This is a genomic window from Leptolyngbya iicbica LK (assembly GCF_004212215.1).
GTDB lineage: Bacteria > Cyanobacteriota > Cyanobacteriia > Phormidesmidales > Phormidesmidaceae > Halomicronema > Halomicronema iicbica.
In genome coordinates, this window is the sequence record NZ_QVFV01000010.1 from 38,839 (window position 1) to 65,115 (window position 26,277).

The 26,277-nt window shown below is 54.2% G+C and carries 21 protein-coding genes, 1 tRNA gene and 1 pseudogene; 10 read left to right on the forward strand and 13 right to left on the reverse strand.

What is annotated here, in order from left to right; translation table 11 throughout:
* Positions 1-774: 774 nt before the first annotated feature.
* From DYY88_RS22125 to DYY88_RS22150, 6 genes are all read right to left on the reverse strand, one after another.
* Positions 775-1,266, reverse strand: coding sequence for a hypothetical protein (locus DYY88_RS22125; protein ID WP_039726666.1), 492 nt, complete (start codon positions 1,264-1,266; stop codon positions 775-777).
* A gap of 85 nt (positions 1,267-1,351) precedes the next feature.
* The gene (locus tag DYY88_RS22130) at positions 1,352-4,189 is read right to left on the reverse strand and encodes a tetratricopeptide repeat protein (RefSeq protein ID WP_039726665.1); all 2,838 of its coding nucleotides are present in this window, start codon (positions 4,187-4,189) and stop codon (positions 1,352-1,354) included.
* Positions 4,190-4,455: 266 nt separating this feature from the next.
* Positions 4,456-5,769, reverse strand: a complete 1,314-nt coding sequence (locus tag DYY88_RS22135; protein WP_039729815.1) for a hypothetical protein — start codon at positions 5,767-5,769, stop codon at positions 4,456-4,458.
* Positions 5,770-6,327: 558 nt separating this feature from the next.
* Complete coding sequence (trpA, locus tag DYY88_RS22140) at positions 6,328-7,131, reverse strand: tryptophan synthase subunit alpha (protein WP_039726664.1); 804 nt, start codon at positions 7,129-7,131, stop codon at positions 6,328-6,330.
* 89 nt (positions 7,132-7,220) lie between these two features.
* Positions 7,221-7,565, reverse strand: coding sequence for a DUF3007 family protein (locus DYY88_RS22145; RefSeq protein WP_039726663.1), 345 nt, complete (start codon positions 7,563-7,565; stop codon positions 7,221-7,223).
* A gap of 98 nt (positions 7,566-7,663) precedes the next feature.
* Positions 7,664-8,161, reverse strand: a complete 498-nt coding sequence (locus tag DYY88_RS22150; RefSeq protein ID WP_201278989.1) for a DUF302 domain-containing protein — start codon at positions 8,159-8,161, stop codon at positions 7,664-7,666.
* Positions 8,162-8,396: 235 nt separating this feature from the next.
* Here DYY88_RS22150 and DYY88_RS22155 point away from each other — a divergent pair, with 235 nt between their 5' ends.
* Complete coding sequence (locus DYY88_RS22155) at positions 8,397-8,612, forward strand: hypothetical protein (RefSeq protein WP_039726662.1); 216 nt, start codon at positions 8,397-8,399, stop codon at positions 8,610-8,612.
* Here DYY88_RS22155 and DYY88_RS22160 read toward each other — a convergent pair.
* Positions 8,609-9,865, reverse strand: coding sequence for a BaiN/RdsA family NAD(P)/FAD-dependent oxidoreductase (locus tag DYY88_RS22160; protein WP_039726661.1), 1,257 nt, complete (start codon positions 9,863-9,865; stop codon positions 8,609-8,611). The genes DYY88_RS22155 and DYY88_RS22160 overlap by 4 nt on opposite strands.
* 167 nt (positions 9,866-10,032) lie before the next feature.
* On the opposite strand from DYY88_RS22160, the gene glpX reads away from it, so the two are divergent.
* The gene (gene glpX / locus DYY88_RS22165; protein ID WP_039726660.1) at positions 10,033-11,073 is read left to right on the forward strand and encodes a class II fructose-bisphosphatase; all 1,041 of its coding nucleotides are present in this window, start codon (positions 10,033-10,035) and stop codon (positions 11,071-11,073) included.
* Positions 11,074-11,375: 302 nt separating this feature from the next.
* On the forward strand, positions 11,376-12,671 hold the full coding sequence (locus DYY88_RS22170) for a glutamyl-tRNA reductase (protein ID WP_039726659.1): 1,296 nt from the start codon (positions 11,376-11,378) through the stop codon (positions 12,669-12,671).
* A gap of 192 nt (positions 12,672-12,863) precedes the next feature.
* Here the strand turns inward: DYY88_RS22170 and DYY88_RS22175 are convergent.
* The 4 genes from DYY88_RS22175 to DYY88_RS22190 form a co-directional block, all read right to left on the reverse strand.
* Positions 12,864-12,935: transfer RNA gene (locus DYY88_RS22175), tRNA-Gly, on the reverse strand.
* Positions 12,936-13,177: 242 nt separating this feature from the next.
* Positions 13,178-14,347, reverse strand: coding sequence for a c-type heme family protein (locus DYY88_RS22180; protein ID WP_160299540.1), 1,170 nt, complete (start codon positions 14,345-14,347; stop codon positions 13,178-13,180).
* 292 nt (positions 14,348-14,639) lie between these two features.
* Positions 14,640-15,515 (reverse strand): oxygen-dependent tRNA uridine(34) hydroxylase TrhO, encoded by an 876-nt coding sequence (trhO, locus tag DYY88_RS22185; RefSeq protein ID WP_039726656.1) that lies wholly within the window; start codon positions 15,513-15,515, stop codon positions 14,640-14,642.
* Positions 15,516-15,564: 49 nt separating this feature from the next.
* Entirely contained in the window at positions 15,565-16,485 is a 921-nt protein-coding gene (locus DYY88_RS22190; RefSeq protein ID WP_039726654.1) for a histone deacetylase family protein, read from the reverse strand.
* 309 nt (positions 16,486-16,794) lie between these two features.
* Between DYY88_RS22190 and DYY88_RS22195 the strand changes: the two genes are divergently transcribed.
* Entirely contained in the window at positions 16,795-18,087 is a 1,293-nt protein-coding gene (locus tag DYY88_RS22195; protein ID WP_052288381.1) for a calcium-binding protein, read from the forward strand.
* Between the two features lie 161 nt (positions 18,088-18,248).
* Here the strand turns inward: DYY88_RS22195 and sufR are convergent, their stop codons facing one another.
* Positions 18,249-18,908 (reverse strand): iron-sulfur cluster biosynthesis transcriptional regulator SufR, encoded by a 660-nt coding sequence (gene sufR / locus DYY88_RS22200; protein ID WP_039726652.1) that lies wholly within the window; start codon positions 18,906-18,908, stop codon positions 18,249-18,251.
* Between the two features lie 303 nt (positions 18,909-19,211).
* Between sufR and DYY88_RS22205 the strand changes: the two genes are divergently transcribed.
* The 5 genes from DYY88_RS22205 to DYY88_RS22225 all read left to right on the forward strand — a co-directional run bounded on the left by DYY88_RS22205 (position 19,212) and on the right by DYY88_RS22225 (position 24,716).
* Positions 19,212-19,574, forward strand: a complete 363-nt coding sequence (locus tag DYY88_RS22205; RefSeq protein ID WP_039726651.1) for a ferredoxin-thioredoxin reductase catalytic domain-containing protein — start codon at positions 19,212-19,214, stop codon at positions 19,572-19,574.
* Positions 19,575-19,671: 97 nt separating this feature from the next.
* Complete coding sequence (gene sufB, locus DYY88_RS22210; protein WP_039726650.1) at positions 19,672-21,108, forward strand: Fe-S cluster assembly protein SufB; 1,437 nt, start codon at positions 19,672-19,674, stop codon at positions 21,106-21,108.
* Between the two features lie 152 nt (positions 21,109-21,260).
* The gene (gene sufC, locus DYY88_RS22215) at positions 21,261-22,049 is read left to right on the forward strand and encodes a Fe-S cluster assembly ATPase SufC (RefSeq protein WP_039726649.1); all 789 of its coding nucleotides are present in this window, start codon (positions 21,261-21,263) and stop codon (positions 22,047-22,049) included.
* On the forward strand, positions 22,049-23,392 hold the full coding sequence (gene sufD, locus DYY88_RS22220; protein WP_039726648.1) for a Fe-S cluster assembly protein SufD: 1,344 nt from the start codon (positions 22,049-22,051) through the stop codon (positions 23,390-23,392). The genes sufC and sufD overlap by 1 nt, the downstream gene beginning before the upstream one ends.
* Before the next feature lie 49 nt (positions 23,393-23,441).
* A complete protein-coding gene (locus DYY88_RS22225) occupies positions 23,442-24,716 on the forward strand; it encodes a SufS family cysteine desulfurase (protein WP_039726647.1) in 1,275 nt (424 codons plus the stop codon).
* 151 nt (positions 24,717-24,867) lie between these two features.
* Here the strand turns inward: DYY88_RS22225 and DYY88_RS22230 are convergent, their stop codons facing one another.
* The gene (locus DYY88_RS22230) at positions 24,868-25,506 is read right to left on the reverse strand and encodes a transposase (RefSeq protein WP_039726646.1); all 639 of its coding nucleotides are present in this window, start codon (positions 25,504-25,506) and stop codon (positions 24,868-24,870) included.
* 391 nt (positions 25,507-25,897) lie between these two features.
* Here DYY88_RS22230 and DYY88_RS25110 point away from each other — a divergent pair.
* Positions 25,898-26,080, forward strand: a pseudogene (locus tag DYY88_RS25110) (Uma2 family endonuclease); the annotation flags it as partial.
* Between the last annotated feature and the right edge of the window lie 197 nt (positions 26,081-26,277).

The following is a 26,277-nucleotide window of genomic DNA, read 5'->3' on the forward strand; positions in this document are numbered from 1 at the left end:
GAAGCAATTGAGAATCTGGTCTCGAGATAGCCATCTTTAGGGAAACAAGAAATCATTAGTCACTCAGCTAGCCGATCGCGCCACCTTCGTGCCCACCCGGCTTGGCGGACTCATCAGTAACTAGCGCGAGAGTTATCTACGCTGGATCAGATCAGCTCAGCAGTACATGAGTGCTATTGCACAACAATAAAACCTGCTGACGGTAGACTTTTTTGATTACACGATATATTTCCAGGATTTCGGAATTTAGGCAATAGTAAACCAATTTTTTTAAAACAGACCTCACGAGTTTATAAAATTACTTTTAGAACGAGAAAATCGATCAGGAAGGGAATCGTGAGCCCCTTTTTCAGTATTTTTGTCCTAATAAACTGATCAAGGACGTTAGCTTAGTTCACACTCTCCTGCACCAGAAAGTTGGTCGCAGCTGTCTAGTGATCCCTGCAGCTCAAGGGGCTGAGTCTTTTACAGAGTGAATAGAAATCAGCATGGCGCGCTAGATCCTATGCAGTTTTCACAATTATCAATTGATTCAACCGGTCAGTCGTCGCTCTGCTTTTAGTAACAATGTTCTAGCGATTCTGCAGCTGATTTCTGAATATCTTAGATTTGAGTGATCAGTCTGGCCAACTTCATCAATATGATTGAAGGTTGCAAGGTTGTCGTGGAATTAGGCGTATCGCGACTACCAGCCATCGACAAAAGTTGACTACAGCAAAATAAGTCAGCGCCCCCACAGCAGCGATCGCTTAGCCCTCATCTGCACTTGCGTGATTAGCGGCGATACTCTTTTGCCCAGCGCTGTTGCAGCAACCAGATACCGCCCACACTGGCAGCACTCACCCAGGCAAAGCGACCACTCTGCAGATGACCCGTGAGCAGACAGAGACCCCCAGCAATGAACAAGATGAAAGTGACGCTGCCCGCGATCGCGACCATGGCGCGAATTGCTTGGGTGGCGGCCAACATTTGAGCCGCCAAGTCGTCTCCTGCTGGCATCGGCACTGCCGCTTTGAGAGCCGCTTGAAAAGAGTCGTACTTGGCAGGGTCAACTTGGTAATAGGTGCCGAGTTCCTCATCCCGCAGGTCGCGCACCGAGTAGAGTCCGAACTGCTTGGCCTGGGCGATCGCCTGGCGAATCTGCCGTTTGGTTGCCAGCGAGCGAAACGTTTCAAAAATCGACTCGCGATAGACGCCCGTTCTGGCCATCTCTAAAATGCGCTGACTCAGTTCAGTTTCTGAGAGACGGGGAGCAAGTGGCGACATCACACGGTGAGGATGAACAGAAGCAATAACGAAGATCGGAGCAGGTGGTCTTCAATCCTCCCGGTGAGGATGAGCATTGCCAGCCTTACAAGCCAACCAGTTCGCGGAACCAATCATCGTTGCGGAGATCGGCAAAGGTGTCTTCCATTTGGGCGTCGGCTCGTAGATTAGGATCAAGTCGCACCGCCAGTTGTAAGTTTTCTAGCGCAACATCATATTCGCGCTGCATCGTGTAACAAAGCGCCTTGTGATACAACGCCTTGGCGTAATCAGGATCGATGTCGAGGGCGCGATCGAAACTGGTAAGCGCTTCTTCATCACGGCCCAACTTCATCAAAGCCAGCCCTTGATTGTCCCAAGCTTTGGGCGCTTGAGGATTAAAGCGGGTGGCTTTATCAAAGGACGATAGTGCTTCTTCAAATCGCTCCAGTTCCAGCGCCGCCAAGCCCCGATTGAGCCAGGCCACCGCATCGTTAGCTTGGATTTCGGTCGCTTTATCAAAGGATTGGAAGGCCTCGGTATGTTGCTGCAGGACGCCGTAGGAGACACCGCGATTGACCCAGGCTTCTTGGTAATCGGGCTTAATGGTGAGAGCTTTGTCGAAGGCAGCGATCGCTTCTTCCCGGCGGCGGAGGCGGCCCAACACCATGCCTCGATTGACCCAGGCTTTGGCATCGTCAGGGTTGAGCATCAGCACTTTGTCGAAAGCTTCCAGCGCCTCTTCGTAGCGTTTCAGCTCTTTCAGGGCTTGGCCTTTTTGGAACTGCGCCGCGATTTGATCGGGAACGAGTTCGAGCACTTGGTCAAAAGCCGCGATCGCTTCCTCCTGGCGGTCTAATCCCACTAGGGCCAGGGCTTGGTTGAGCCAGACTTCGGCATTCTCAGGCTGAATCGTCAGCGCCTCGGTGTATTGTTCCAGCGCAGCCGCGTAGTTTTCGTCGGCGAGATATTGATTCGCCGCTTCGATGCGCTCTTCCGCCGAGAGGAAGAGATTGGGGCGATTGTCTCGCAGGCGCTGTACTAAACCCGAAACGGTTTCAAGCTGCTGCTGTGTCGTCGCCATAAAGCTGTTGGCGACATATTCCGGGGCGAGTTCGCCCAGTCGCCGCATGATGGCTTCTTTTTCCCCTTGGGCTTCGGCTTGCAGGGTAATCAGCCGCTCCTGCACGGTGCGCTTCACCTCTTCGAGGTCGGCAATTACATCGGTGCGACCCGCAGCAATGTCTTTCTGCAACTCGGTCAGTTGGTTGCTAAAGTCAGTCTCAATTTCGGTGAGGCGCTGGCGGGCTTGTTCTTGGCGGGTGGCCGATTCACTTTCGAGGGCGCTGACATGCTCCGTCAGGCGCTGGTCGAAGCCGTCGAGTTTGTCGAGCATGCGATCGCGTCGATCAAAGATTACGTCACGCACTTCGTTCATTTGGCGTCCGACTTCATCTTCCATGCGCACCAGGCTTTCCAGCGCGACGGTGGCGCGATCGCGACTTTCGCCCTGCAACTGTTTCAGCGTCTCAGACAGTTCAGTAGCGGTCTGCTGCACAGATTCCCAGGTAACCGTTTTGTTCTCATCCAGATCAGCCAGCATGTCGCTGAGCTGCCGCCGAAACTCGTCGGCACTGCCGGTCAGTTGGCCTAGGGCATCAGATTTCTGCTCATCCACTTCGTCTTGCAACGCGGTGAAGCGATTGAGAAATTCATCGGCAGATTGCTGCATGTCGGCCAAAATCTGGGCTTTGCCGGCATCAATTTCGCCCTGATAGTTGCTGAATTGGCCCAAAAAGTCGTCGAGCGATCGCCGCAAATCCGACAGAGTGTTGGCACGTTGGGCCAGCACTTCGTCCTTAATCTGGCGAAACTGTTCTTCAAAATCTTGGATGGAGCGCTCCATGGTCTGCAGCGCCAAGTCGCGATGGCCCAGGGTGCTCGCCTGCATTTCATCCAGTTGGCGATCGACGGATTTTTGGCGATCGCTCATGGCATCCATTACCCGCTGCTGATACTGCTCTAGCTGGGCTTCCAGATTGTCTCGCAGGGTCTCAAAGTACGGAGCAAACTCTTCCCGCAGCTTATCCAGGTCGGCCAGAGTGCGATCGCGGGTCGTCTCCACTGCCGTCGTCAGTTCCTGCATCTGGGCCGCAAAGTCGGTAGAAGAGGCCGCCATTGTGGACAACGTATCGCCCTTGGTCGCGGCAACCTCATCGGCCATGGCCTTTAGCTGCTGCTGAAAATCCTGCGCATTAGCCTGCACGGCAGCAAGCACAGCCGCCGTTTGCTCAGCGGTATCAGTATCAATGCTGGCGGCCCGCCCTTCCATACGCTGTTTAATCAGACTGGCCTGTTCTTCAACATTGCTTTCTAAATCTGCCAAGGTTTTAGAGAGCAGGGTTACCTGCTTTTCCCAATCTTCCAGCGTATTCGCTTTGGAATCATTAACTTCAGAGAGGGCCTGATTCAGCACGCGGCGCTTTTCGTTCAGCAGATCCTTAAAGGCTTCGGCATCTTGCTCGATATCGTCGCTAATGTCTTCCGCGTCTTTCAGCACGTTATTCAGTTCGCGGGTCGCCGTGCGAATCTTGTGCTCCAGATCGGACATTTGATTGAGCTGGGTGCGGACAGCAGTCGCCACCTCTTGCACGACCGAACGGCGCAAAAACCACAGCATCGCCACCCCTAACACCAGCAGCAGCGCCAATGCCGTCAGCAAAATCGCGACGAGGGTGGTCGCGCGAGTAAAGGCCAAGTTCGCCTCTTGCTGCAGCCGTTCGAGTTCGGCCTGTTCGTCAGCGGTGGAACTTTGAGCGATCGCCGGAGCCGGAGCCAGGGTCAAGGTCGCAGTGGGAACAATGCCGCCCCCTACCAGGCACAGCGCCACCAACACACTGTCACGCAATAACTCGGTTAAGGAAAAGGTAAAACGATGCCGCATCGGTCTCGCGATCACACTCTAGGAAAGGCTTCGTTTAAGGATACTCAAAGTACCCCCCAACGATACGCCTAGCATACCGTGAAGCTTTGACCGACAGCGCAGCATCCATCGCCGGGAAACCTTGGACATGACATCGCAAGTGGGTCAGATCTTTACAGGCGATGAAACCGCGCGATCGCTCCCTGACAAGCCTCCCAGCTTGAGGAGAAACACAAGCAGTCCAGTCAGCAATCAGCGTCCCCAATTTACCAACTCAATCTGGATAATTAAGCTTGGCGCTGATTGCGATGTTTCCACGCAAGGCTAAGGATTTGGCCCCATGTGCGATTCACCCGTTTGGGCGTGCATTGCAGCAATTCCGACAATTCGCCCGCATCCATTTCCTGCTGCCCTGCGCGGACTTGCGTGCGCCGCAGTTGCAAAAGTTGCTGCTGTAGCGGATTAAGGGTCGCCACAAAGCTATCCCACTCATCCGACGAGAGGCCGAGATTATGCTCCAAGTCGATGCCCAACCATTGATGCACCATCTGCCAGTTGTGGACTTGGGCAAATTTTTCAACGTGATATTTAAAGCGCTGTTGCAGGTAGTCGCGTTGACGCGCAGTTAAGTCGAGAATTTCGTCAATTTCCGCCGCTGGGAGATCTTGCAGCCGCAGCACAAAATAGTCGATGCAGTCAGGCTGATCTTGCTCTTCCAAATATTCAATCAGCTCTTGAATGATGCGATCGCGCAACACCTGATCCGCCGGATCTTCAGCTTCGGTCACCATTTGCTCACGCACCTGTTGCAGTGCGGGCGAGCGGTTTTGACTCTCCATCTCGTCTGACCGCGCCGATTCCATGGCCCGCTCAATATCGACGGACGTTTCATCGGGCTGTCTGCGGGCAAAGGTCTGCGCTCGCAAGACGATGATCTGCTGATTCACCGCACCAGGAATGGTGATGCGCCGCTTGGCATACTGTTCACAAAAGGTCATGTATTCCGACAGTTGCAGCCGCGTCTTGGGGGAGTAGTCGTCAGCCACGTCGTTCTCCCGCCGAAAGGCTTTCAGCGCTTCAATATAAAATCCTTGTAAAAAGTCTTCGAGCAGGGTGTAGCGCCCTTCAAATCCCAGTCGGGCCTGACGGGGTGCGATGTAGCGATAAGCGATCGCACTCAGGGTACTGTGCAGCTCCACTCGGCCCCGCTGCGAACCCAAGTTGAAATATTTAAGACATTTAGTAATGCGATGACGGGCCAGCGATCGCTGCCAGTGCACCACCTCACCCGAAGATTGGATGCGGCGGCTCATGCGGCAAATGCGATCGACTTCGCTAGCAATCCGGGTCGCCACTTGTTTAAGGCTGCTGACCCGTTCCGGCAGTTCGCGCCGAAATTCCACCATAATCCAATCGATAAATGCCGGATCGGGAGGCGGGGGCGCAGGCGGTTCTGAGGCAGCGGCAGGGGCTGTCGTCGTTGAAGTAACGACCTCTCCGTGACCCACAGCTAAGTTGCGAGTCGTCGATTGATCGGCAGACGGCTGAGATTGTTGCGCACACAGGGGTGCATTAGAAATAGAAGATATTGAGCGAATCATAAGCTTGGGTAGTGCACAGAACAGAGTTGGGCGATCGCCTGCCAGCAGAGCAATCATCAACCCTTGAGAAGTAACCCTACTTTATCTAGAGTGCCCAAATCGGTGGCGTAATCATGTGGCACTCTTTGCATCTGTGCCAGTTGAGTGGACATTTGAACTCAGTGTTGTTGAGGAAAGCGCGTCGTCTCTAACAGCGAAATCCGTTCAAAACAAAGGGCTACAGGCCACTTAGCATCAGTAAAATTGCAGAAGATCCGGCAAAGGAGCGATCGCTGACTCCAGAGACAATCAACACAGTGGTCACCCCCTTCCGGAATCCAGTTTCATAACGGTGAATAGTCGGATTTCTCAAACTGACCTCGTATTCGCGAGCCCCGTTGTGCCCGGTAGCGAGCCGCTGAGAAGGCTGTTACAACTTATTTCACTCCCCATCTCTGGGGTTAGCCTCTAGAAATGGCCATGACGCACGCCTAACCACGAATAGCTTCAGCAGGCATTCACGCATCCACCCAGCTACCCAACCACGCGCCTTGACCAGGATTGCTATTGCTGGACGCCTTATCCCGCTTTGACGGCTTGTCCGAGCTCTTTACAAAAGGCTTCTAGGTCGGTCAGCCCAGCTTGCGGATCATCAGTGTTGGCTAGACGCTTCACAAAAGCGCTGCCCACGACTACGCCATCAGCTCCCCAAGAGCGTAATTGCGCTGCCTGCTCTGGTTGAGATACACCAAAGCCCACGGCTACGGGCTTATCCGTCAAACTGTGCAACTCGTCCAGCAGTTCTTTGACCCGACTCTGAATCTCCGTGCGCATGCCGGTGACGCCGGTGACGCTGACCAAATAAATGAAGCCTTGGGACTTTTCGGCGATCGCCTGAATCCGTTCTTTAGGACTTGTGGGTGCCACTAACAAAATGACCTCAATGCCGTGCTGAGTCGCCGACTCCAACACGCCACTCACTTCTTCTAACGGTAAGTCAGGGACCACCAGGCCCTTGGCTCCGGCAGCCGCAATGTCTTGAAAGAAGGTATCGATGCCCCGATTCAAAATCGGATTGTAGTAAGTGAACAGAATAATGGGGGCTTGCAGTTCGGGGGAGACGGTTTTGACCAGTTCCAGCACGTCATCTAGCGTCGTCCCTTTTTGTAGAGCGCGCGTCGCTGCCGCCTGAATCACAGGTCCGTCCGCTAACGGATCAGAGTAGGGGACACCCAATTCCAAAAAGTCAGCGCCATTGCTATCCAACGTTTTGAGGGCAGCAGCCGTCGTTGCCAGATCAGGGTCACCTGCCGTCACAAAGGGAATCAGAGCACATTGCTGGCGATCGCGGAGTGCCTGGAACTGCTCAGAAACCGACTTCATACCCTCATCCTCTCAACGCTAGACCGTTCATCAACCCATACAGCAATCTAGGGCAAGACGGAGCCCGAGTCTACTGGTCAGCGCCCCATTCAACTGTCGGGAGCAGCGGAGTTCGCTGCTTCATCTGCTTCAGCCGATTTTTCGGCAGCAATTTCAGCTTCTAAAGCCGCTAGCTGTTCGGGCGTCATTTCTTCCAGACGCTTTTGCAAGACGGCATTTTCATAATCGCGGAGCTGTTGGCCATAGGTCATATCGCTCGTGACGACGCGAAATAAGTAGGTCGCCACCCATCCGAGCAGCCCCGTCACAAAGATCAGTTGGCTCCAAACACCGGCTGAAAGGCCGTCAAAACCAGCGATACGAAACCCGACGTACAGTCCGCCGCCGAGTAAAAAGACTCCTAAGCCAATGCCGATGACGTCAATTCTGCGCATACTCTCCAGGGGTGCGATCGCTTGTTTGCATTTTAAGCATTGGGCGCGACGGACCGTTGCTAGATCGCGCCTTGGCTGAAGCCGGTAACAAACCAGCTCTAGTCCTGTGTCGCCTGCTGGGCAATATCGCCGAGCACCTGACCGATGCGATCGATCACCATCTCGCAACCCGTCAAGTCGTGCCGCGCATTGAGATATTGGGGGTCGTTGTAAGTGAGCCAGACTTGGTCATCAGCATCCTGCCAGACGAGCATCTTTTGGGGTAGGTCGATCGCGACTGATTGGTTGCATTGCATCAGCGGTGTCCCCACTGCCGGATTGCCAAAGATAAACAGGGTCGTGGGCCGCAGATCTTTGCCGACAGAGGCCGCGTTTTGCGCGTGATCGATGCGGGCAAAGACATTGAGACGGCGTTCTGCGAATAAGGCCGCCAGGCGATCGCTGGTTTCCTCAACGCTAAACTCGCTACTGACCTGAATCAAGCCGGTTTCTGTCATAGAGGATTGAGCTGCTACAGGAACATTCACGGTCGCGATCGTGCCACAGAACAGTATCGCCGTCGCCATCCATCCCAAGAAAAATTTTTGCCGAGTCATCACCAAGCTCTTTGCGCTAAGACACAGCCATCATAGGAGATGACGCATGTTGGATGGTTGAGATGGTCGGACAGCAGCAGGTTCAGGACGTATGACTAAGGCGGCATATGCCCCCGAATGAGCCCCGTCGAGAGGTGATGCGGCTCCGGTCATTCCTTAAGGATTCTGAAAATTCCGGGGCGACTCCAGCGGGCGTCAGTATCTTGAACAGCAAAATCCACTTTGTTACTTGCCTATGACCATCTCGCCAGATATGTCGTGGCCTCGCCGCCCCATGGCGATCGCCCCAGAATATCTCGAAGCCTACGCCGAAGCCGATGCCCAAACCGGGCAACCGAACCCGCGATTTAAACAGTCCAAAATCTATACCCATCGTTATCTCGCGGTGCGGACACGACTGATCGATTTCGAAGCGCTGACCGATACCGAACTCGACCTGATGATTTTCTAAGGTTGTTTTGAAAGAGCCCTATTGGGAGCGGCGATCGCTTGTCCCGCCAACCACCCTGTCGTCCACGCACTTTGAAAGTTAAAGCCCCCAGTCACACCATCAATATCCAGCACTTCGCCCGCCAAATACAGTCCCTGACAGCGGCGACTCGCCATCGTTTTGAAATCCACTTCCGACAGTTTCACCCCGCCACACGTGACAAATTCGTCTTTAAACACCCCTTTGCCTTGAATGGTGAAATGCCCCCGGGCGATCGCGTCCACTAACTGATTCACGGTCTTTTTGGATAAGTTCGCCCACGTGACGGCATCATCCACCCCAACCTGCTGCAACCAATAACGCCATAGTCGTTTGGGCAGGTCAAACGGGCAGTGATTCGCGATCGCCCGCTTCGGTACTGTTTGCTTAGCGGCCAACAAGTCCTGCCGCACCTGTTCCGCATTACGGGACGGCAACCAGTTCACCTGCAACGTGGCTTGATAGCGGGCGTCGTGCAATAGTCGGGCACCCCAAGCCGACAACTTCAACACAGCGGGACCACTCAGTCCCCAATGGGTAATCAACAAAGGACCCGTCTGCGTCAGCGGCTTCGCCCCTGGCACCATCAGCTTGGCCTCGACCGGATCGACCGCCACCCCCGCCAGTTCCCGTAGGGCACGATCAGGAATATTGAACGTAAACAGTGAGGGCACTGGCGGCACGATAGTGTGACCGAGGCTAGCCGCCAAACGATGGCCCTGGGGATTGCTACCCGTCGCCAGCAAGAGGCGATCGCTGGTCAACGTTTCACCCGCTTTCAGTTCCACGACAAAGGTCTCACCCACCTGCCGCACCGCCTTCACCATCGCCTGCGTCCGCAGCGTCACCCCGACCCGTCGCGTCTCCCGCATCAAACAATCCACAATCGTGCCGGAATCATCCGTGGTGGGAAACATGCGCCCATCCGCTTCCGTTTTGAGCCGGACCCCGCGTCGCCGATACCAGGCCACCGTATCCTGTGGCTGAAATCGCGTGAATGCGCCGCGAAGGGCTCGCCCCCCCCGGGGATAATGCTGCACCAATAGAGCGGGATCGAAACAGTGGTGAGTCACATTGCAGCGCCCGCCACCAGATATGCGCACCTTACTCAACGGCTGTGCCCCGGCTTCTAGCAGGGTCACTTGCACCTCTGGGTTCGCTTCTGCCGCTGCGATCGCACCAAAAAAACCCGCTGCGCCCCCGCCAATCACCGTCACTCTGAGTCGCTGTGCCATGCCCCCTCCTCATCCGCACACCTCATCTTGTCACACCCCACTTTGCCACCCCAGCCCCCTCACACCCGGCCCCCACTATCCCCCGATCCCCTCCTCTGATAGACTGAAAAACTGAGATCGCTCTGGTCAGACCCACGTAATGTCGGGAGTTTTGGAGGATATAAGTCTTGTTAGAAACCACACTGGGTTTAGAAATTATTGAAGTTGTCGAGAAAGCCGCGATCGCGTCGGCTCGCTGGATGGGTAAAGGCGAAAAAGATACTGCCGACCAAGTGGCTGTAGAGGCCATGCGTGAGCGCATGAACCAGATTCACATGCGGGGTCGCATCGTGATTGGTGAAGGTGAGCGGGATGATGCGCCCATGCTCTACATCGGTGAAGAAGTGGGTATCTGCACCCAACCCGACGCCAAGAACTACTGTAATCCCGATGAACTGATCGAAATTGACATTGCCGTTGACCCCTGTGAGGGCACCAACCTGTGTGCTTACGGACAACCCGGTTCCATGGCAGTGCTCGCCATTTCGGAAAAAGGCGGCCTGTTCCACGCCCCTGACTTCTACATGAACAAATTAGCTGCACCTCCAGCGGCTAAAGGTAAAGTCGATATTCGCAAATCCCCCACTGAGAACCTCAAGATTTTGGCTGAGTGTTTGGATCGCTCCATCGACGAGTTAGTCGTGGTGGTGATGAAGCGTGAGCGCCACAATGAGCTGATCAAAGAAATTCGTGAAGCGGGTGCTCGCGTCCGTCTCATTAGCGATGGGGATGTTTCGGCCGCGATTTCCTGTGGTTTCTCCGGCACTAACACCCATGCGCTCATGGGTATTGGGGCGGCTCCCGAGGGCGTGATTTCGGCAGCAGCGATGCGGGCCATTGGGGGTCACTTCCAAGGCCAACTCATCTACGATCCGGCTGTGGTGAAAACCGGTTTGATCGGGGAGAGCAAAGAGTCCAACATCGCTCGTCTCAAAGAAATGGGGATCACCGATCCTGACAAGGTTTATGACGCCTCCGAACTCGCTTGTGGTGAAACGGTGCTGTTTGCCGGCTGTGGCATCACCCCTGGCAACCTGATGGAAGGGGTCCGCTTCTTCCACGGGGGGGCTCGCACTCAGAGCTTGGTGATTTCTAGCCAGTCCCAAACGGCTCGCTTTGTTGACACCATCCACATGTTTGAAGAGCCCAAAGTCATTCAGGTGAAGTAAGCGTCAGCTACTAGCCAAGTGGCTACTCTAGCGCCGAGCCCTTGGGTATTCAAAAAGCCAGAGATGAGTCGACTCATCCCTGGCTTTTTGGTGCTTGCAGTGGTTGCAGCAAAGGGGGCGATCGCCCATCATACCGGCGAAAATTTGATGGATTTTTGTTGAGTTTTCTTGAGTCCGACCCCGATTATTCTTTACCTTCAAAGAGCTGGCAAATAAGCAAAACGCTTTTGAGCTTTACGTTTGCCGATTAGGCTACTCATTTTCATTTAACGAATAACAAACTGATTTCGTTGGGAGGACGCATGAATATTGCTGTCGTGGGCTTGAGCCATAAAACGGCCCCGGTTGAAGTACGGGAAAAACTTAGTATCCCCACCCCGCAGGCAGGTGAGGCGATCGCTCAGCTCCTCAGCTATCCCCACATCGAAGAAGTCTCGATCCTCAGCACTTGTAACCGCCTAGAGATTCACATCGCCACCAGTCAGGCCGATCAGGGCGTGCGCGAAGTGATCCAGTTCCTGGCTGACTACGGCAAAGTGAACCTGAACGAGCTCCGCGAGCATTTATTTATCCTGCTTCACCAAGATGCCGTCATGCACCTGTTCCGCGTGGCTGCGGGCCTTGACAGTCTGGTGTTGGGCGAGGGACAAATTTTGTCTCAGGTGAAACATGCCCACAAGCTCGGACAACAGCATAAAGGGGTCAGCCGCATTCTCAATCGCTTGCTGAAACAGGCCATTACCGCTGGCAAGCGGGTCCGCACTGAGACCAGTATCGGGACGGGGGCTGTTTCCATTAGCTCTGCGGCGGCCGAACTCGCCAAAATGAAGCGCCCCGACCTGGAAGAGTGTCGCATCAGCATTTTAGGGGCCGGTAAAATGGCTCGGTTGCTGGTTCAGCACTTGCTCTCTAAGGACTCCTGTCAAATCACCATTCTCAACCGCACCATCGAGCGGGCCGATGAGCTCGCTGCTCAGTTCAACGGTGCGGACATCCAGACCGGCACCCTCGACATCATGATGGAGACGGTCTGTAACTCGGATGTCGTCTTCACCTGCACTTCGGCCACCGAACCCATCTTGGATAAGGCCAAGCTGACTGACGCTCTGGTGTCGAAGCGATCGCTGATGCTATTCGATATTTCCGTCCCCCGCAACGTCCACACCGACGTGAATGAGTTAGACAACGTTGCGGCCTTTAATGTCGATGACTTGAAAGCGGTTGTCGCGCAAAATCAGGAGAGCCGCCGGCAAATGGCGATGGAAGCTGAAGCACTGCTCGAAGAGGAACTGGAAGCCTTTATGGATTGGTGGCGATCGCTCGACACCGTCTTCACCATCAGCAGCCTGCGCAGCAAAGTCGAAACCATCCGCGAACAAGAGCTGGAAAAAGCCCTATCTCGTTTAGGCGAAGAGTTTGGCAGCAAAAAACAGCGGGAAGTGATCGAAGCGTTGACCCGAGGCATCGTCAACAAAATCCTCCACGACCCCATGGTGCAGCTGCGAGCCCAGCGGGATATTGAAGCGCGGAAGCAAGCCATGACAACCTTGCACACACTCTTTGACCTCGAACCTCTCTCAAACGAAAAGTTCGGCTAAACATCTGGCGGCAACCTGACACTAACTAAACTAATGTGGGCAGACAGCTAAACAATGTCTGTCCACATCGTCTAGCTTTACACTGATTCAACCCGAGCGAAAAAACTAGTCGGGAGAAATCCATTACTTAGACGCATCGATTGCTAAAACGGTCAACAGCTTTAGCCAAATATCTGATGTAAAAACTTTGAAAGCGGGTAACGCGATTCGAACGCGCGACATTCACCTTGGCAAGGTGACGCTCTACCACTGAGCTATACCCGCATATGCCTTTCAGGCGTTTAATCAATATCTCAAACAGCGATTCCTTTGTCAACATTTCCCAATCATATTTCTCTGACGCTGGCTGACAGGCTAAATCATTTGCCAGACAACGATTTCACGGCCTGACATCCGATCGTTCAGGTACATATAGGAACTCAAAATTGAGGGCGATAGTTGGTCTCTGTCGCGAAAGCATTGGCAATGATGAATCGCTGCCGACAGCGAGGAACCGTTCTCTGGATTCAGCTATCCGCCTCATCTTCATCGGCCTTGCGACTACGAAACTCCTTGGCCTTTTGTTGCAGGTTTTGGAAATAATCGGTTTCGACGATCTCCTCCACTTCTTTGGACTTCCGGGTTTGGTCAATTTCGATTTTGAGATCACGGATTTGTTGCCGTAGCCGCTGTTGCCGCGCAATTACTTCGTTAACCATCTTCTGGAAAACTTGTCCGAGTTGACCTAATTCATCCTGGCGGTTGACCACAGCGGTCAGTTTGCGTGACTCCGCTTGATCCAGTTCTTCCACCGTTTGAATATCATCTGAGGCGAGCTTTTCCGACAGCTTGGCAAGTCCCTGTAAGGGCTTGATCACCAGTGGCTTTAACAGCACATTGATGCCAAACAGGGCGATCGCAAATACCACGATAAACAGCCCCATCACCCCGCCCCAAGCCTGACGAGCCCCCGTGAACACATCTTCAGCAGGAACGTAAACAATCTGAGTTCCCAGCACTTGATTGAGCTCCCAGTCAAAGCCATTTTCCCGACCGTAGATGGCTAACATCGCTGGGGGAGCAGCTTCCGGTCTACTATGGCAGACCAGGCAAGACTCGTCTCTGATAATGATGGGCAAGGAACTGTAAAAGTAAAGTCCTTCTCCTGGCACCTCGCGATACCCAGACTGGCTAGACACCTCTGGATTGTCTAAATAATCTTGCACCAGCGTCGCTTCAAATTCATCGACCAGATCATCAGGATTGGTCGGATTCAGCACCGCCTCCTTGTAGCGATAGTCAAAATCGCCAGCTAAAGGATCAGCGGCATCCTGATTGGCCGCCGACATTAGTTCAAAGGTTCGCCGGGCGGCATAAGCAGGCACCATTTCCGGCCAGAATTCCGCTTCATTTTCGTAGCGCTCTAAGATGGGCAAAACTTCTTGGTCGGTGTAGCGGCGAACCGCCTGCATCGCTTCCATGAGCATGAGGCCTTCCGCATTCACTTTGCCCTCGGCTTGATACTGCAAAGCTTTGGATAGGAATAAGCCGCCCACGGCACTCCCCAGAATAAAAATCAGCAGCAGCAGAACGGTGAATTTGGGGGCGAGCTTGAGTCGATTAAACATGCTGAGCACTCGGATGGATGAGAAAGACCGGATGGGAGAAATCGCGATCGCGGATTGGGGTTCCCTCATTGAGAGCATACCCAGCGACATGAAAACAGTCTGAGAGCAATGTTAAGGATGAGCGGTCAAACGCATTGACTCCTTCGACCGACTGTTGATTCTGATCCTATTCAGCCATGTTTGAAAATGGGTGCTCATCACCCAAGTTACGTAAAAAATTTATCCAGCAGCCAACTGGTCGGATAAAGCATTGGGGGCAGAAATCGCCAGCCTGCTGGTCAGCAGATTGTTAATCCTTCGGGGCAGCAACGCCCTTTATCCCCATCGCGGACTGGTAGGGTGTGGCAGCTCTTGAGGGCCACTATTGTAAGTGTCGCTGCTGTTGTCGCATGGCCTGTTTGGCCTGTTTTTCGGGTGTCATGTCGGCGTAGCAGTGGGGACAAGAGATGCCCGGTTGATAGTGAGGATGGGCGCGATCGCCTTCACTCACGGGATTACCGCAGGCGTAGCAGAGTTCGTGACTGCCCGGTTGCAAACCATGCCGCACGGCTACCCGCTCATCAAACACAAAACACTCCCCTTCCCACAGGCTCTCGGGTTCGGGCACCTCTTCCAAATATTTGAGGATGCCGCCCTGTAGGTGATAGACCTCCTGAAAGCCTTGCTTGAGTAGATAGGACGTGGCTTTTTCGCAGCGGATGCCGCCCGTACAGAACATGGCGACTTTAGGATGTTTTTGGGGATCGAGGTGGGTGGTGAGATAGTCAGGCAATTCCCGAAAGGACTCGGTATGGGGATTCACTGCGCCTTTAAAAGTGCCGATATTCACCTCGTAATCGTTGCGGGCATCCACCAACACCACATCGGGATCACTGATGACGCGATTCCACTCAGCAGGCGCAACGTAGGTGCCCACCTGGGCAGTGGGGTTAGCATCTGGCTGCCCCAGGGTGACGATTTCCCGCTTAATTTTGACCTTCATACGGCCAAAGGGATGCTCCTTAGCCGTGGAAAACTTGGCGGTGAGGTCGGCAAAACGCACGTCCGATCGCAGCTCATCGAGCAGTTGGGTAATGGCCGCTTCCGTGCCCGAAACGGTGGCGTTGATGCCCTCGGACGCGAGCAAAATCGTGCCCTGGAGCGATAAGTCATCACAGCAGGCTTGGAGCGATCGCTGCAAGCCCAGACAATCCTCAACGGACACAAATTTATAAAAGGTGGCAACAACGACAGTCATGGTAAGGATTGGGCGGGCACCCAAGCGGCAAAATTTAGCACTCTCTATTCTACAAACGATATTGCCGATAGACTTCGGCGGCGGCGCGATGCAATAGCGAATGGCGATAGACCAAATCCGGCATGTTTTTGTCGTAGCCGCCCCCAATCACGCAGGCGACGGGATAGCCCGCCGCCACGCAGGTATCGAGCACGTAGCGATCGCGCTCATACAGTCCGGTGTTGGTGAGGGCTAGCTTGCCGAGGCGATCGCGGCCATGCACATCGGCCCCAGCGTCGTAAAGCACTAGATCTGGGTTGACCTGACTCAGCACCATCGGCAAATAAGTCTGCGCCTTGGAGAGGTAATCTTCATCTCCCATCCCCTCCACCAGCGGCACATCCAGATCGCTCAGTTGTTTTTGGCGCGGAAAATTCACCTCACAGTGCATCGAGAACGTGAACACCCGGGGCTCATCGCGAAAAATCCAGGCGGTGCCGTCCCCCTGATGCACATCCAGGTCAAAAATCAGGATCCGCTGCACGCGATTTTGGGCAAGCAGGAGACGGGCAGCGATCGCCAAATCGTTGAAAATGCAAAATCCCGCCCCGTAGCTAGGAAACGCATGGTGAGTGCCGCCGGCGGTGTTGCAAGCCAGACCATGACTCAGTGCCAGCTTGGCTGTGAGAATGGTACCCCCCACTGCTGTACAGGTGCGTTTCACCAAGTTGGGACTCCACGGTAAGCCAATGCGGCGCTGGGCTTTGGCATCCAGTGTCCCGGTGCAATATGCCTGCACATAGTCGGTGGTGTGAACCTGCTCAATCCAACTCTGCGGCGGTGCCCCCGGCTGATAAATCTGCTCGGTCGTAACGACCCCATCATTGACCAGGAGCTCTTTTAGCAGGCCAAACTTTGGCATCGGAAAGCGATGCTGTGGCGGCAGCGGCGCGACGTAGTCGGGATGATAAATGACGGGTAACTGCGGCAAAGGAAACCTGAAACAGATAGGCGGAAATGACCTTTTAATCTTTGCGCAAGATCCCAAAACTAGCGAGGTGGGTGGTGGGGCGATCTCAGTAACCGTTCACTGAGATTCACCGCCGCTTAACACAATCACCCTCCTGCATTTGGCAGAAAACAACAGGATGCAACCGCAGTCTCCCAAGTCTGCAATTTTCCAAAATCAACTGTGCAATTTACTGCCAGAGAATATTCTGTAGCGCTCGATTTTTGTCCTGTGTTTAACCCTGGCAGCCCGAGATCGCTGCCGCATGACGATACTCACAAGGAATCAATCATGAGCTTCAGCCCTGTTAAAGCCCCCGGCAACATTGCTAACCAGACCATTTTTGGAACGGGTCTCGGTGACACCATCAACGGGTTAGCTGGCGACGATATCATCTTTGGCCTAGCGGGCGATGACTCGCTCTTTGGCGGCATCGACGACGACACCCTGTACGGCGGTAACGGCGAAGATACCCTACGCGGCGGCGATGGTGACGACACGCTGAGCGGCGGTAACCATAGCGACCTCTTGCGAGGAGGGGACGATAATGATTTGCTCCAAGGTGGCGGCGCTAACGATAGCCTCTTTGGTGATGATGGCAACGACACGTTGAAGGGGGGCGCGGGGGTCGACATTCTCAACGGTGGTGCAGACAACGACTGGCTCGATGGTGGTAATGGGATCGACATCCTGAGTGGTGGATCTGGTAATGACACTTACATCATTGATGTCAGAGCGGTCGACACCGTCACCGAGGGGGTGGGGCAAGGCTTTGATACTGTCCATGCCTACTGGGGTGATTTCAGCCTGGGCACGGCAGGCTTCGAAAATATTGAAATTCTAGAGCTGAAAGATGCGGCAGGTTATGTTGGTCGCGGCAACTTACTCGGCAACGTGATTTATGGCAACGAGCAAAGCAATACGCTGAGTGGTTTCGCCAATAGCTACCACGATTCGAATGTTGATGACGGTAATGACGTTCTCAAAGGCTTTGAGGGCCAGGATATTTTATTAGGCGGAACGGGGAATGACTCCCTGGAAGGGGGGCTTAATGAAGACTTGCTCATTGGTCACTCAGGAAACGACACCCTGGTGGGAGGGGCCGGACAAGATTTCCTCTTCGGCTATGAGGGCAACGATCGCTATGTCTACACCAGCGTTAATCAAAGTCGGCCTGGAGCTGGCAACCAAGACCAAATTGGGATGGTGACGACAACCACTCATAGTCATCCCACGGGAAGAGTCTGGGTCACTGTCGATCCCATTTACGATCAGACCGTGCGGGCAGATGCGTTTCAGTCGCGCCAAGCTGCTAATGATGGAGACAAGATTGACCTGTCTGCCATTGACTCAGATCCCAATACCCATGGCGATCAAGCCTTCCGGTTTATTGGGGATGATGAATTCTCCGGAGATGCTCTGGGAGAGGTTCGAGTCGTTCAAGTGGGATCCGGAGTTTTTCAGAATCAATCAGTGGTGATGGTCAACTTGGGGGGAGCGTCCGCCGATACCAGTCCCGACATGATCATCAATGTTCATACGGAGAACTTCACGCCCTTGGCTGCCAATGACTTTATTTTGTAGCGATCAGGGTAGTCAGATAAGTCTGTGTTTGCGACAGCAAGGAGCGCCAGACTAATGACATCCAGGTCTCCCACAATCAGTGGCTCAATTTAAGACAACGAACGCCGGAGGAACTGCTTTCCTCCGGCGTTTTGCGTGTTGGTGCGTACTGTCTGAAATGTTTATGGTTGAGCTTGGACAAGGTAGCCGCAGCGATGCTCGCCCTGTACAAGCCAGTGGGTGCGCTGTACCGAGCAGTCCGGCAAGGCGATTTGAAACATTTCCAGTTCGTGGCCGCAGACACTGGGAAAATTTTCCGCAATGTGAGAAATGGCGCAGTTGTATTCGGTGATCATGTAGCAGGGGCCAGTGGCGCAGCGATCGCCGTCGGACTCAACTTGGTGCCACTCCGCCATATAGCCCTCTCGCTTACGGAGGTTCACCAAGCGGTCAACGCGCTCCTCAATCGAGCCCTCCCCCATGCGATCGCGATATTCCTGGGCCTTGCGTTCCCACTGCTTTTGCAAAATTGTGCTGACTTGGTCATGCCCGACAGTATCAGCCAGGGTATCGAGTAGAGAAATCGCAAACTCATCGTATTGGGCGGGGAAGCGATCGCGCCCCTTTCGACTCAGTTGATAAAGGTAGTTGGGCCGCCCCATGCCAGACTGTACTGCCCGATGCTCAATCAATGCTTCTGCCGTCAGATCTTTTAGATGTCGGCGAATGGCTTGAGCACTCACCCCCAACGACTCCGCCAAAGTTTGAGCGCTGGCTTCTCCTTCTTTGAGCAGATATTGCAAGATATCGTCTTTAGTCGAGACTGGCTGGAGAGAAGTCATGGGTCTAAAACCGTTTCAGCGCTGACAGACGGGCGACTCAAAGAGCCTTGAGAAAGGCTTGAAGCTAGGGACCAGGGGAGGCAAAGCGAGAGCGATCGCCCACTGGTTTCCGTGACACAGAAATCAGAATCACCCTCAGCATGGCAGCCTGCCTGCCACTTTAGCAACATTTTAGTTGTTTTACTTTGACAACACTTATGTTGCTAAAGTAACCTGAAATTAAATCGAGTAACTTACACAACTTTCAGGTTGTTTTAATTATAAGATTGAACAGTCAAGACGCCACCTAATCTAGAAAGTCCGATGCAAGACACTCAAGCCACGACCCAAGCGACCGAAAAGAACCTGGAGCTGATGCGCAATTTTGCGCAGAGCTATGCCAAGCGCACCGGCACTTATTTTTGTGCTGATCTAGGCGTCACTGCGGTCGTGCTCGAAGGGTTGGCCAAGCATAAAGACGACTTGGGCGCCCCGCTCTGCCCCTGTCGTCACTACGAAGACAAAGAGGCCGAAGCCAAAGCCACTTACTGGAACTGTCCTTGCGTGCCAATGCAGGAGCGCCATGAATGTCACTGCATGTTGTTTTTAAAGGAAGACAACCCCTTCGCAGGCGATAAGCAAGAGATTTCCTTCGACGAAATTCGCTCCGAAACTAATAAATATTAATGCGATTGATGTAGGAGGACGATCTCTTCGCCCTCCTTGGCCGATTATCGCCCTGGCTCCCTAGTCCACTGTTGTAAATTCCACCTTTTCTCCGTTTATGACTACTTCCGTTCGGTCACTGGTTAGCGAACCTTATAAGTACGGCTTCAAAACTGATATCGAAGCGGATACGATCCCCCGGGGTCTGAGCGAAGACACGGTTCGCTTGATTTCCGCCAAAAAAGAAGAGCCGAAATTCATGCTGGAGTTTCGCCTCAAGGCTTACCGCAAGTGGCTACAAATGGCAGAACCGGATTGGGCGAATGTGGGCTATCCACCCATTAACTATCAGGACATCATTTACTACTCCGCGCCCAAGCAAGAGAAGAAAAAGCTCAAGAGCTTGGATGAGGCTGATCCGGCCCTGCTAGAAACCTTCGAGAAGTTGGGCTTGCCCCTGTCAGAGCAAAAGCGGTTGGCGAACGTCGCCGTGGATGCAGTCTTCGATAGTGTTTCCATCGGCACCACCTATAAGGAGAAGCTGGCAGAAGACGGCGTGATTTTCTGCTCGATTTCGGAAGCGGTGGAAGAGTTTCCTGAACTGGTAGAGAAATATCTCGGCAGCGTGGTGCCCGTCGGCGACAACTACTTTGCCGCCCTAAACTCAGCGGTCTTCAGCGACGGCTCCTTCGTCTACATTCCTAAGGGCACTAAATGCCCGATGGATTTGTCCACCTACTTCCGCATCAACAACGGCGACTCCGGCCAGTTTGAGCGGACGCTCATCGTGGCGGAAGAAGGCAGCTCGGTGACCTACCTGGAAGGCTGCACCGCGCCCATGTACGACACCAACCAGCTCCACGCGGCGGTGGTCGAACTGGTGGCGCTCGACAACGCCGAAATCAAGTACTCCACCGTCCAAAACTGGTTTGCGGGTGACGAGCAAGGTCGCGGTGGCATTTACAACTTTGTGACCAAGCGCGGCCTTTGCCACAAAAACGCCAAAATTTCTTGGACGCAAGTGGAAACCGGTTCCGCCATCACCTGGAAGTATCCCAGTTGCGTGCTGCTGGGCGACAACTCCGTCGGCGAATTCTACTCCGTAGCGCTGACCAACAACATGCAGCAGGCCGATACCGGCACCAAGATGGTTCACATCGGCAAAAACACCCGCAGCACCATCGTGTCCAAGGGAATTTCCGCAGGCAAGTCCAAGAACAGCTATCGCGGCTTGGTGAAAATCGGCCCCAAAGCCGAGGGTGCCCGGAACTACTCTCAGTGCGACTCGATGCTGATTGGCGACACCTCTAACGCTAATACCTTCCCCTACATCCAGGTGCAGAACAACACCGCCCAAGTCGAACACGAAGCTTCGACCTCCAAGATTGGAGAAGACCAGTTGTTCTACTTTGCTCAGCGGGGCATTTCTCCCGAAGATGCGGTGTCGATGATCATCAGCGGTTTCTGCCGTGAAGTGTTCAACGAGTTGCCCATGGAGTTCGCCGCTGAGGCGGATAAGCTGATGGCCCTGAAGCTCGAAAATACAGTTGGCTAGAACTGTTTTATCAGGGAGATGAATGAGGTGGTTTGTGATCGCCCCATCGTCTCCCTAACTTATTGAATTCGTAAATGTAGGGTGGGCACCGCCCGCCAAACCAGTACCGACGCAGTGAAATTGACGTAGTTAGGATTGCTAGACCCAGAGCCATGATTAATGAGAACAGTGAAGTGATATTGTCCGTGCGTGACCTGCACGCCACCGTCGATGGCACGGAGATCCTGAAAGGGGTCAACCTGGAAGTCAAGGCAGGCGAGATCCACGCCATCATGGGCTTGAACGGCTCCGGCAAGAGCACCTTCTCGAAAGTGCTGGCGGGGCATCCTGATTACGAAATGACCAGCGGCGAGATTACATTCAAGGGCGAAGACATCGCCGAACTGGAGCCCCACGAACGCGCCACCGCTGGGATCTTCCTCGCGTTCCAATATCCCCTGGAAATTCCGGGTGTCAGCAACCGTGACTTTTTGCGCGTCGCTTTCAACGCTCACCGCAAGTCTCAGGGCGAAGAAGAAATGGACGTGTTCGACTTCGACGACTTGATCGAAGAAAAGCTGGAAGTTGTCAAAATGGACGCAGCCTTTTTGGACCGCAGCGTCAACGAAGGCTTTTCTGGCGGTGAGAAAAAGCGCAACGAGATTTTGCAAATGGCGCTGCTAGAGCCCACCCTATCGATTCTCGACGAAACCGATTCCGGTCTAGACATCGACGCATTGAAAACCGTGGCGGGTGGCGTGAATCAGTTGGCGAATCCCAGCAACGCTGTGGTCATGATTACCCACTACCAGCGCTTGCTGAATTACATCGTGCCGGACTACGTACATGTGATGGCCGACGGTCGCATCATCACCACGGGCGGCAAAGAACTCGCCGAACGGCTGGAAGCGGAAGGCTACGAAGAGATTATGGCGGAGCACAAAGCGGAGGTGGTAGCGTAATGGCAATTCAAGTTTCCAACTCCGAGACGTCCACCCAGCCGACGAAGCGCGAGCAGCGGGAAGCCTATTTGAAGTCACTGCTCAGCACTGTTCAGGCCAGCGTACCGGAAGCCCTGGCATTTTCAGACTTGCGGGCAAAAGCTGAGGCGATCGTCAACGAGCACACCTTCCCCTCTAACCGCGACGAAGATTGGCGCTTCACCGACTTGAGTCCGATGCTGTCGGTGCCCTTCCAAGCGGCGGAAAGCCCCGCTGAGATTGACATGGGCGCACTGGGGCCAGTGCAGATGCCGGAAGCGATCGCCCGCATCGTTCTCGTCAATGGTCAATACAACAAAACCCTTTCAAATATCGACCAACTCCCCACGGGTGTCGTGGTCGGCAATCTCGCCAACCTCAAAGATGGCGCACTCGGCGAAAAGCTCACCGCTCGCCTCGCCATGTCCAACGGGGGGCACGAAGTCTTTACCGCTCTGAATACCACTGGCTTTCAAGATGCAGCGGTGGTGTACGTGCCCCGCAATCAGGTGGTCGAACGGCCGATTCAGGTGGTGTATTTGTCTGTCGCTCGCGGCGAGCCGATCATCGCTAATCCCCGCTGCCTGGTCATCGCAGAATCCGGCAGCGCCGTCACCGTAGTCGAAGATTTCTTTGGCGCGCACGATCGCGACCATTGCAACAACAGCGTCACCGAGATTTGGGCCGACGACAATGCCCAAGTGACCCATGTGCGGCTGCAGCGTGAGAGCGCAGGCACCTTTCATATTGGCAAAACCGCCATCACCCAAGGTCGCGACAGTCGCTACACCATCGTTCCCGTGACTCTCGGTGCGTGCATCTCGCGGCACAACCTGGAGGTTTACCAGAACGGTCCCCAGACGGACACGAATTTATATGGGCTGACGGCGATCGCCCAATCCCAACTCGCCGACACCCACAGCTTGATCGCCATGAACCATCCCCATGGCACCGCCGACCAGCTGCACAAGGCGATCATCGACGACTCGGCTCACGCCGTTTTCAACGGTCGAGTCTGGGTGCCCCGTGATGCCCAGCTCACCAACGCCAGTCAGCTCAACCGCAATCTGCTGCTGTCGGGCAAGGCTCGGGTCGATACCAAGCCGGAACTCGACATCGTGGCTGACAACGTGAAGTGTGCCCACGGGGCGACGGTGAGCCAGTTAGACGCCAACGAAGTGTTCTATTTGCAAAGTCGCGGCATCAGTGCCGAGGCCGCGCAACGGCTGTTGATTTACGGATTTGCGATGGACATTATTGATCGCATTCCCATCCCATCCCTGCGAGGATCGCTTACCAACACTGTAACGGGGCGATCGCGCTAGCTAGGATGATTGTAAGGTTGCACTATAACATTCCATTGAAACTGTCCCTATGACTCTGGCTCAAGCCCAAGCACTCACCCTCGCCGCTAAGGTTCGTGACGACTTCCCGATTCTCCGTCAGGAAGTGAACGGGCACCCGTTGGTGTATTTTGACAACGCGGCCACGTCGCAGAAGCCCAAGCAGGTGCTGGATGTCATCAAGCACTACTACGAGTTGGACAACGCCAACGTTCACCGAGGGGTTCACGCGCTGAGTGCGCGGGCAACGGATGCCTACGAAGGGGCGCGAGACAAAATTGCCGCCTTCGTCAACGCCGCATCACGGGACGAGATTGTCTTTACCCGCAACGCTAGCGAGGCGATCAATCTAGTCGCTTACGCCTGGGGCATGAACACCTTGCAGGCTGGAGACGAAATCGTTCTCTCGGTGATGGAGCACCATAGTAATCTGGTGCCCTGGCAGTTTGTCGCCCAGCGCACTGGCGCGGTACTCAAGTACGTGGGCCTGACGGAAACCCAGGAATTGAATTTGGAGGAGCTGCGATCGCACCTCTCCGACCAAACCAAGCTCATCGCCGTCAACCACGTCTCCAACACCCTGGGCTGCATCAATCCGGTCGAGGAAATTGTGGCTCTGGCGAACCACTATGGCGCACGGGTGCTGATCGACGCCTGTCAGAGTACACCTCACATGCCGCTAGACGTGCAGGCGATGGGCTGTGATTGGCTCGTCGCGTCGGGTCACAAGATGTGCGGTCCCACAGGCGCAGGCTTCCTCTACGGCAAGCTGGATCTGCTCAAAGAAATGCCCCCCTTCATGGGCGGCGGCGAGATGATCGCCGATGTGTTTTTAGACCACTCCACCTATGCGGAACTGCCCCACAAGTTTGAAGCGGGCACCCCAGCGATCTCCGAGGCGATCGCGCTCGGTGCTGCAGTGGATTATTTGAACGCGATCGGCATGGACAAAATTGCCGATTACGAGCACGAACTGACCGCTTACCTGTATCAGCAAATCAACCAGATTCCCCACCTGAAACTATACGGTCCCCAACCCCAAGCGGACGGCTCCGGTCGGGCCGCCTTGGCCACCTTCACCGTCGATGGCGTTCACGCCCAAGACCTCTCAACCCTGCTGGATCAGTCGGGCATCGCCATCCGCTCCGGGCACCACTGCACTCAACCCTTGCACCGCATTTTGGGTGTCACGTCCACGGCACGGGCCAGTCTGTATTTCTACAACACCCGCGAAGAGATCGACATTTTTATCGCGGCCCTGAAGGACACGATTGATTTCTTCGCCAGCGTGTTTGACGACGATTGATGGGATGGGCGATCGCCCGATCACGTCACCGACCGTAGGGGCGAGGCATTTTGTGAATTCCGTTTCGGAGGCTCCGAATGCAACAACCAAAATGCCTCGCCCCCACAGGATATGAATCTTCCCGACATGCACTGCCCATTAATCATGTTGGTCACCGCAAAGAATCTTTTTGCCAATTTTGCGGATTGGTTTGGATGTAGACACGAATATTGTCCAATTCGGTTTGATGGCGGATGATGCGATCGTGATAATTGCGTTGCCAAACCGGCGTGCCGGGGGTGTGGCGAAGGCGGTTGATTTGCAGGGCAGAGACCGATTTGTAATTGCCGACAATCGCGCCGACGGATCCGGATGGGGTGCCGTGGGGGCGATCGGCCGAACCATCCACCGATCGTAGGGGCGAGGCATTCTCGGAGCTGCGTGCTGCATCAGAGCGAAATTGATTTGGCGAGAATGCCTCGCCCCTACCGGATGTCGGCGATGACCGACCCGATTCATTCACACCAGGAACATCAGGCCATTCAACAATTTGAATGATACCGTGGACGTGATTGGGCATCACCACAAATGCATCCAACTGGATATGGGCAAAATGTTGTGCCAAGCGTTGCCAATGGGCTTGGGCCACCCGTCCGGCATCGTTCAATATCATGTAATCATCCTGAATTTTGCCAAACAAATGCTGTCGTTGATGGGCGCAAATCGTCACAAAATAGAAGCCAGGGGTGGCGTAATCATAATGGCGAAGCCGCGTTGAGCGTCGTCGATGAATCTTGGGATCGTAGGGCACCGCAGACCACCTGAATGGTGTTGTGATTAGCATTCCCCAGAACGATGCCGAAATTGGTTAACCTCCGATGACAACGCATTGAATATTGCTGTTGGTCGCCCCCATTGATCCCAACATGGGCGTTGTGGGTGCGATCGCGATGTGTTTGGGCGATCGACGTTAAGATAACACCGATCGTAGGGGCGAGGCATTTTGGGTGTTTCATTCGGGTCATCCAAAACGGAATTCACAAAATGCCTCGCCCCGACCGGGTGTCCGTGATGTCCGATGCGGATCATTGGAAGCCGGACACTCACATGTCAATCCGTCGGCATGGTCAAAATGCGCGATTCAATCCCTTCCCAGAACTGGAGCAGAAAGCCGTCGCCGCAACTAATTTGATAAACGCAATCAGTACGAATGGCGGGGCATCCCAGAATATTGGATTGTCGAACATCCTCAAGCAGGGTGCGTGACGGTGTTAGCAATGGTTGAGGGAGCATATACAGAAATGGTCTTTAACCGAGGCGACACGGTTACTTCACCGACATTTCCCCAATGGCAATTGACAGTTGAGGAAATGCTGCGATCGTGAAAGTATATTGCTACTCATTTTCCAAGATCAGCGTCGACAGATTGAATATCATATATAGAATCTCGTTAGTGGAAACTTGTTGCGACCAGATCTTCCAGCCATTTATAGAATGGCTTACAGCCTTTTCCAGTCTCGTGAGATACACTTAGTATGTTTTGGAATTTGCTAAGAGACAGGGATGAAAGCTTACTCTATCG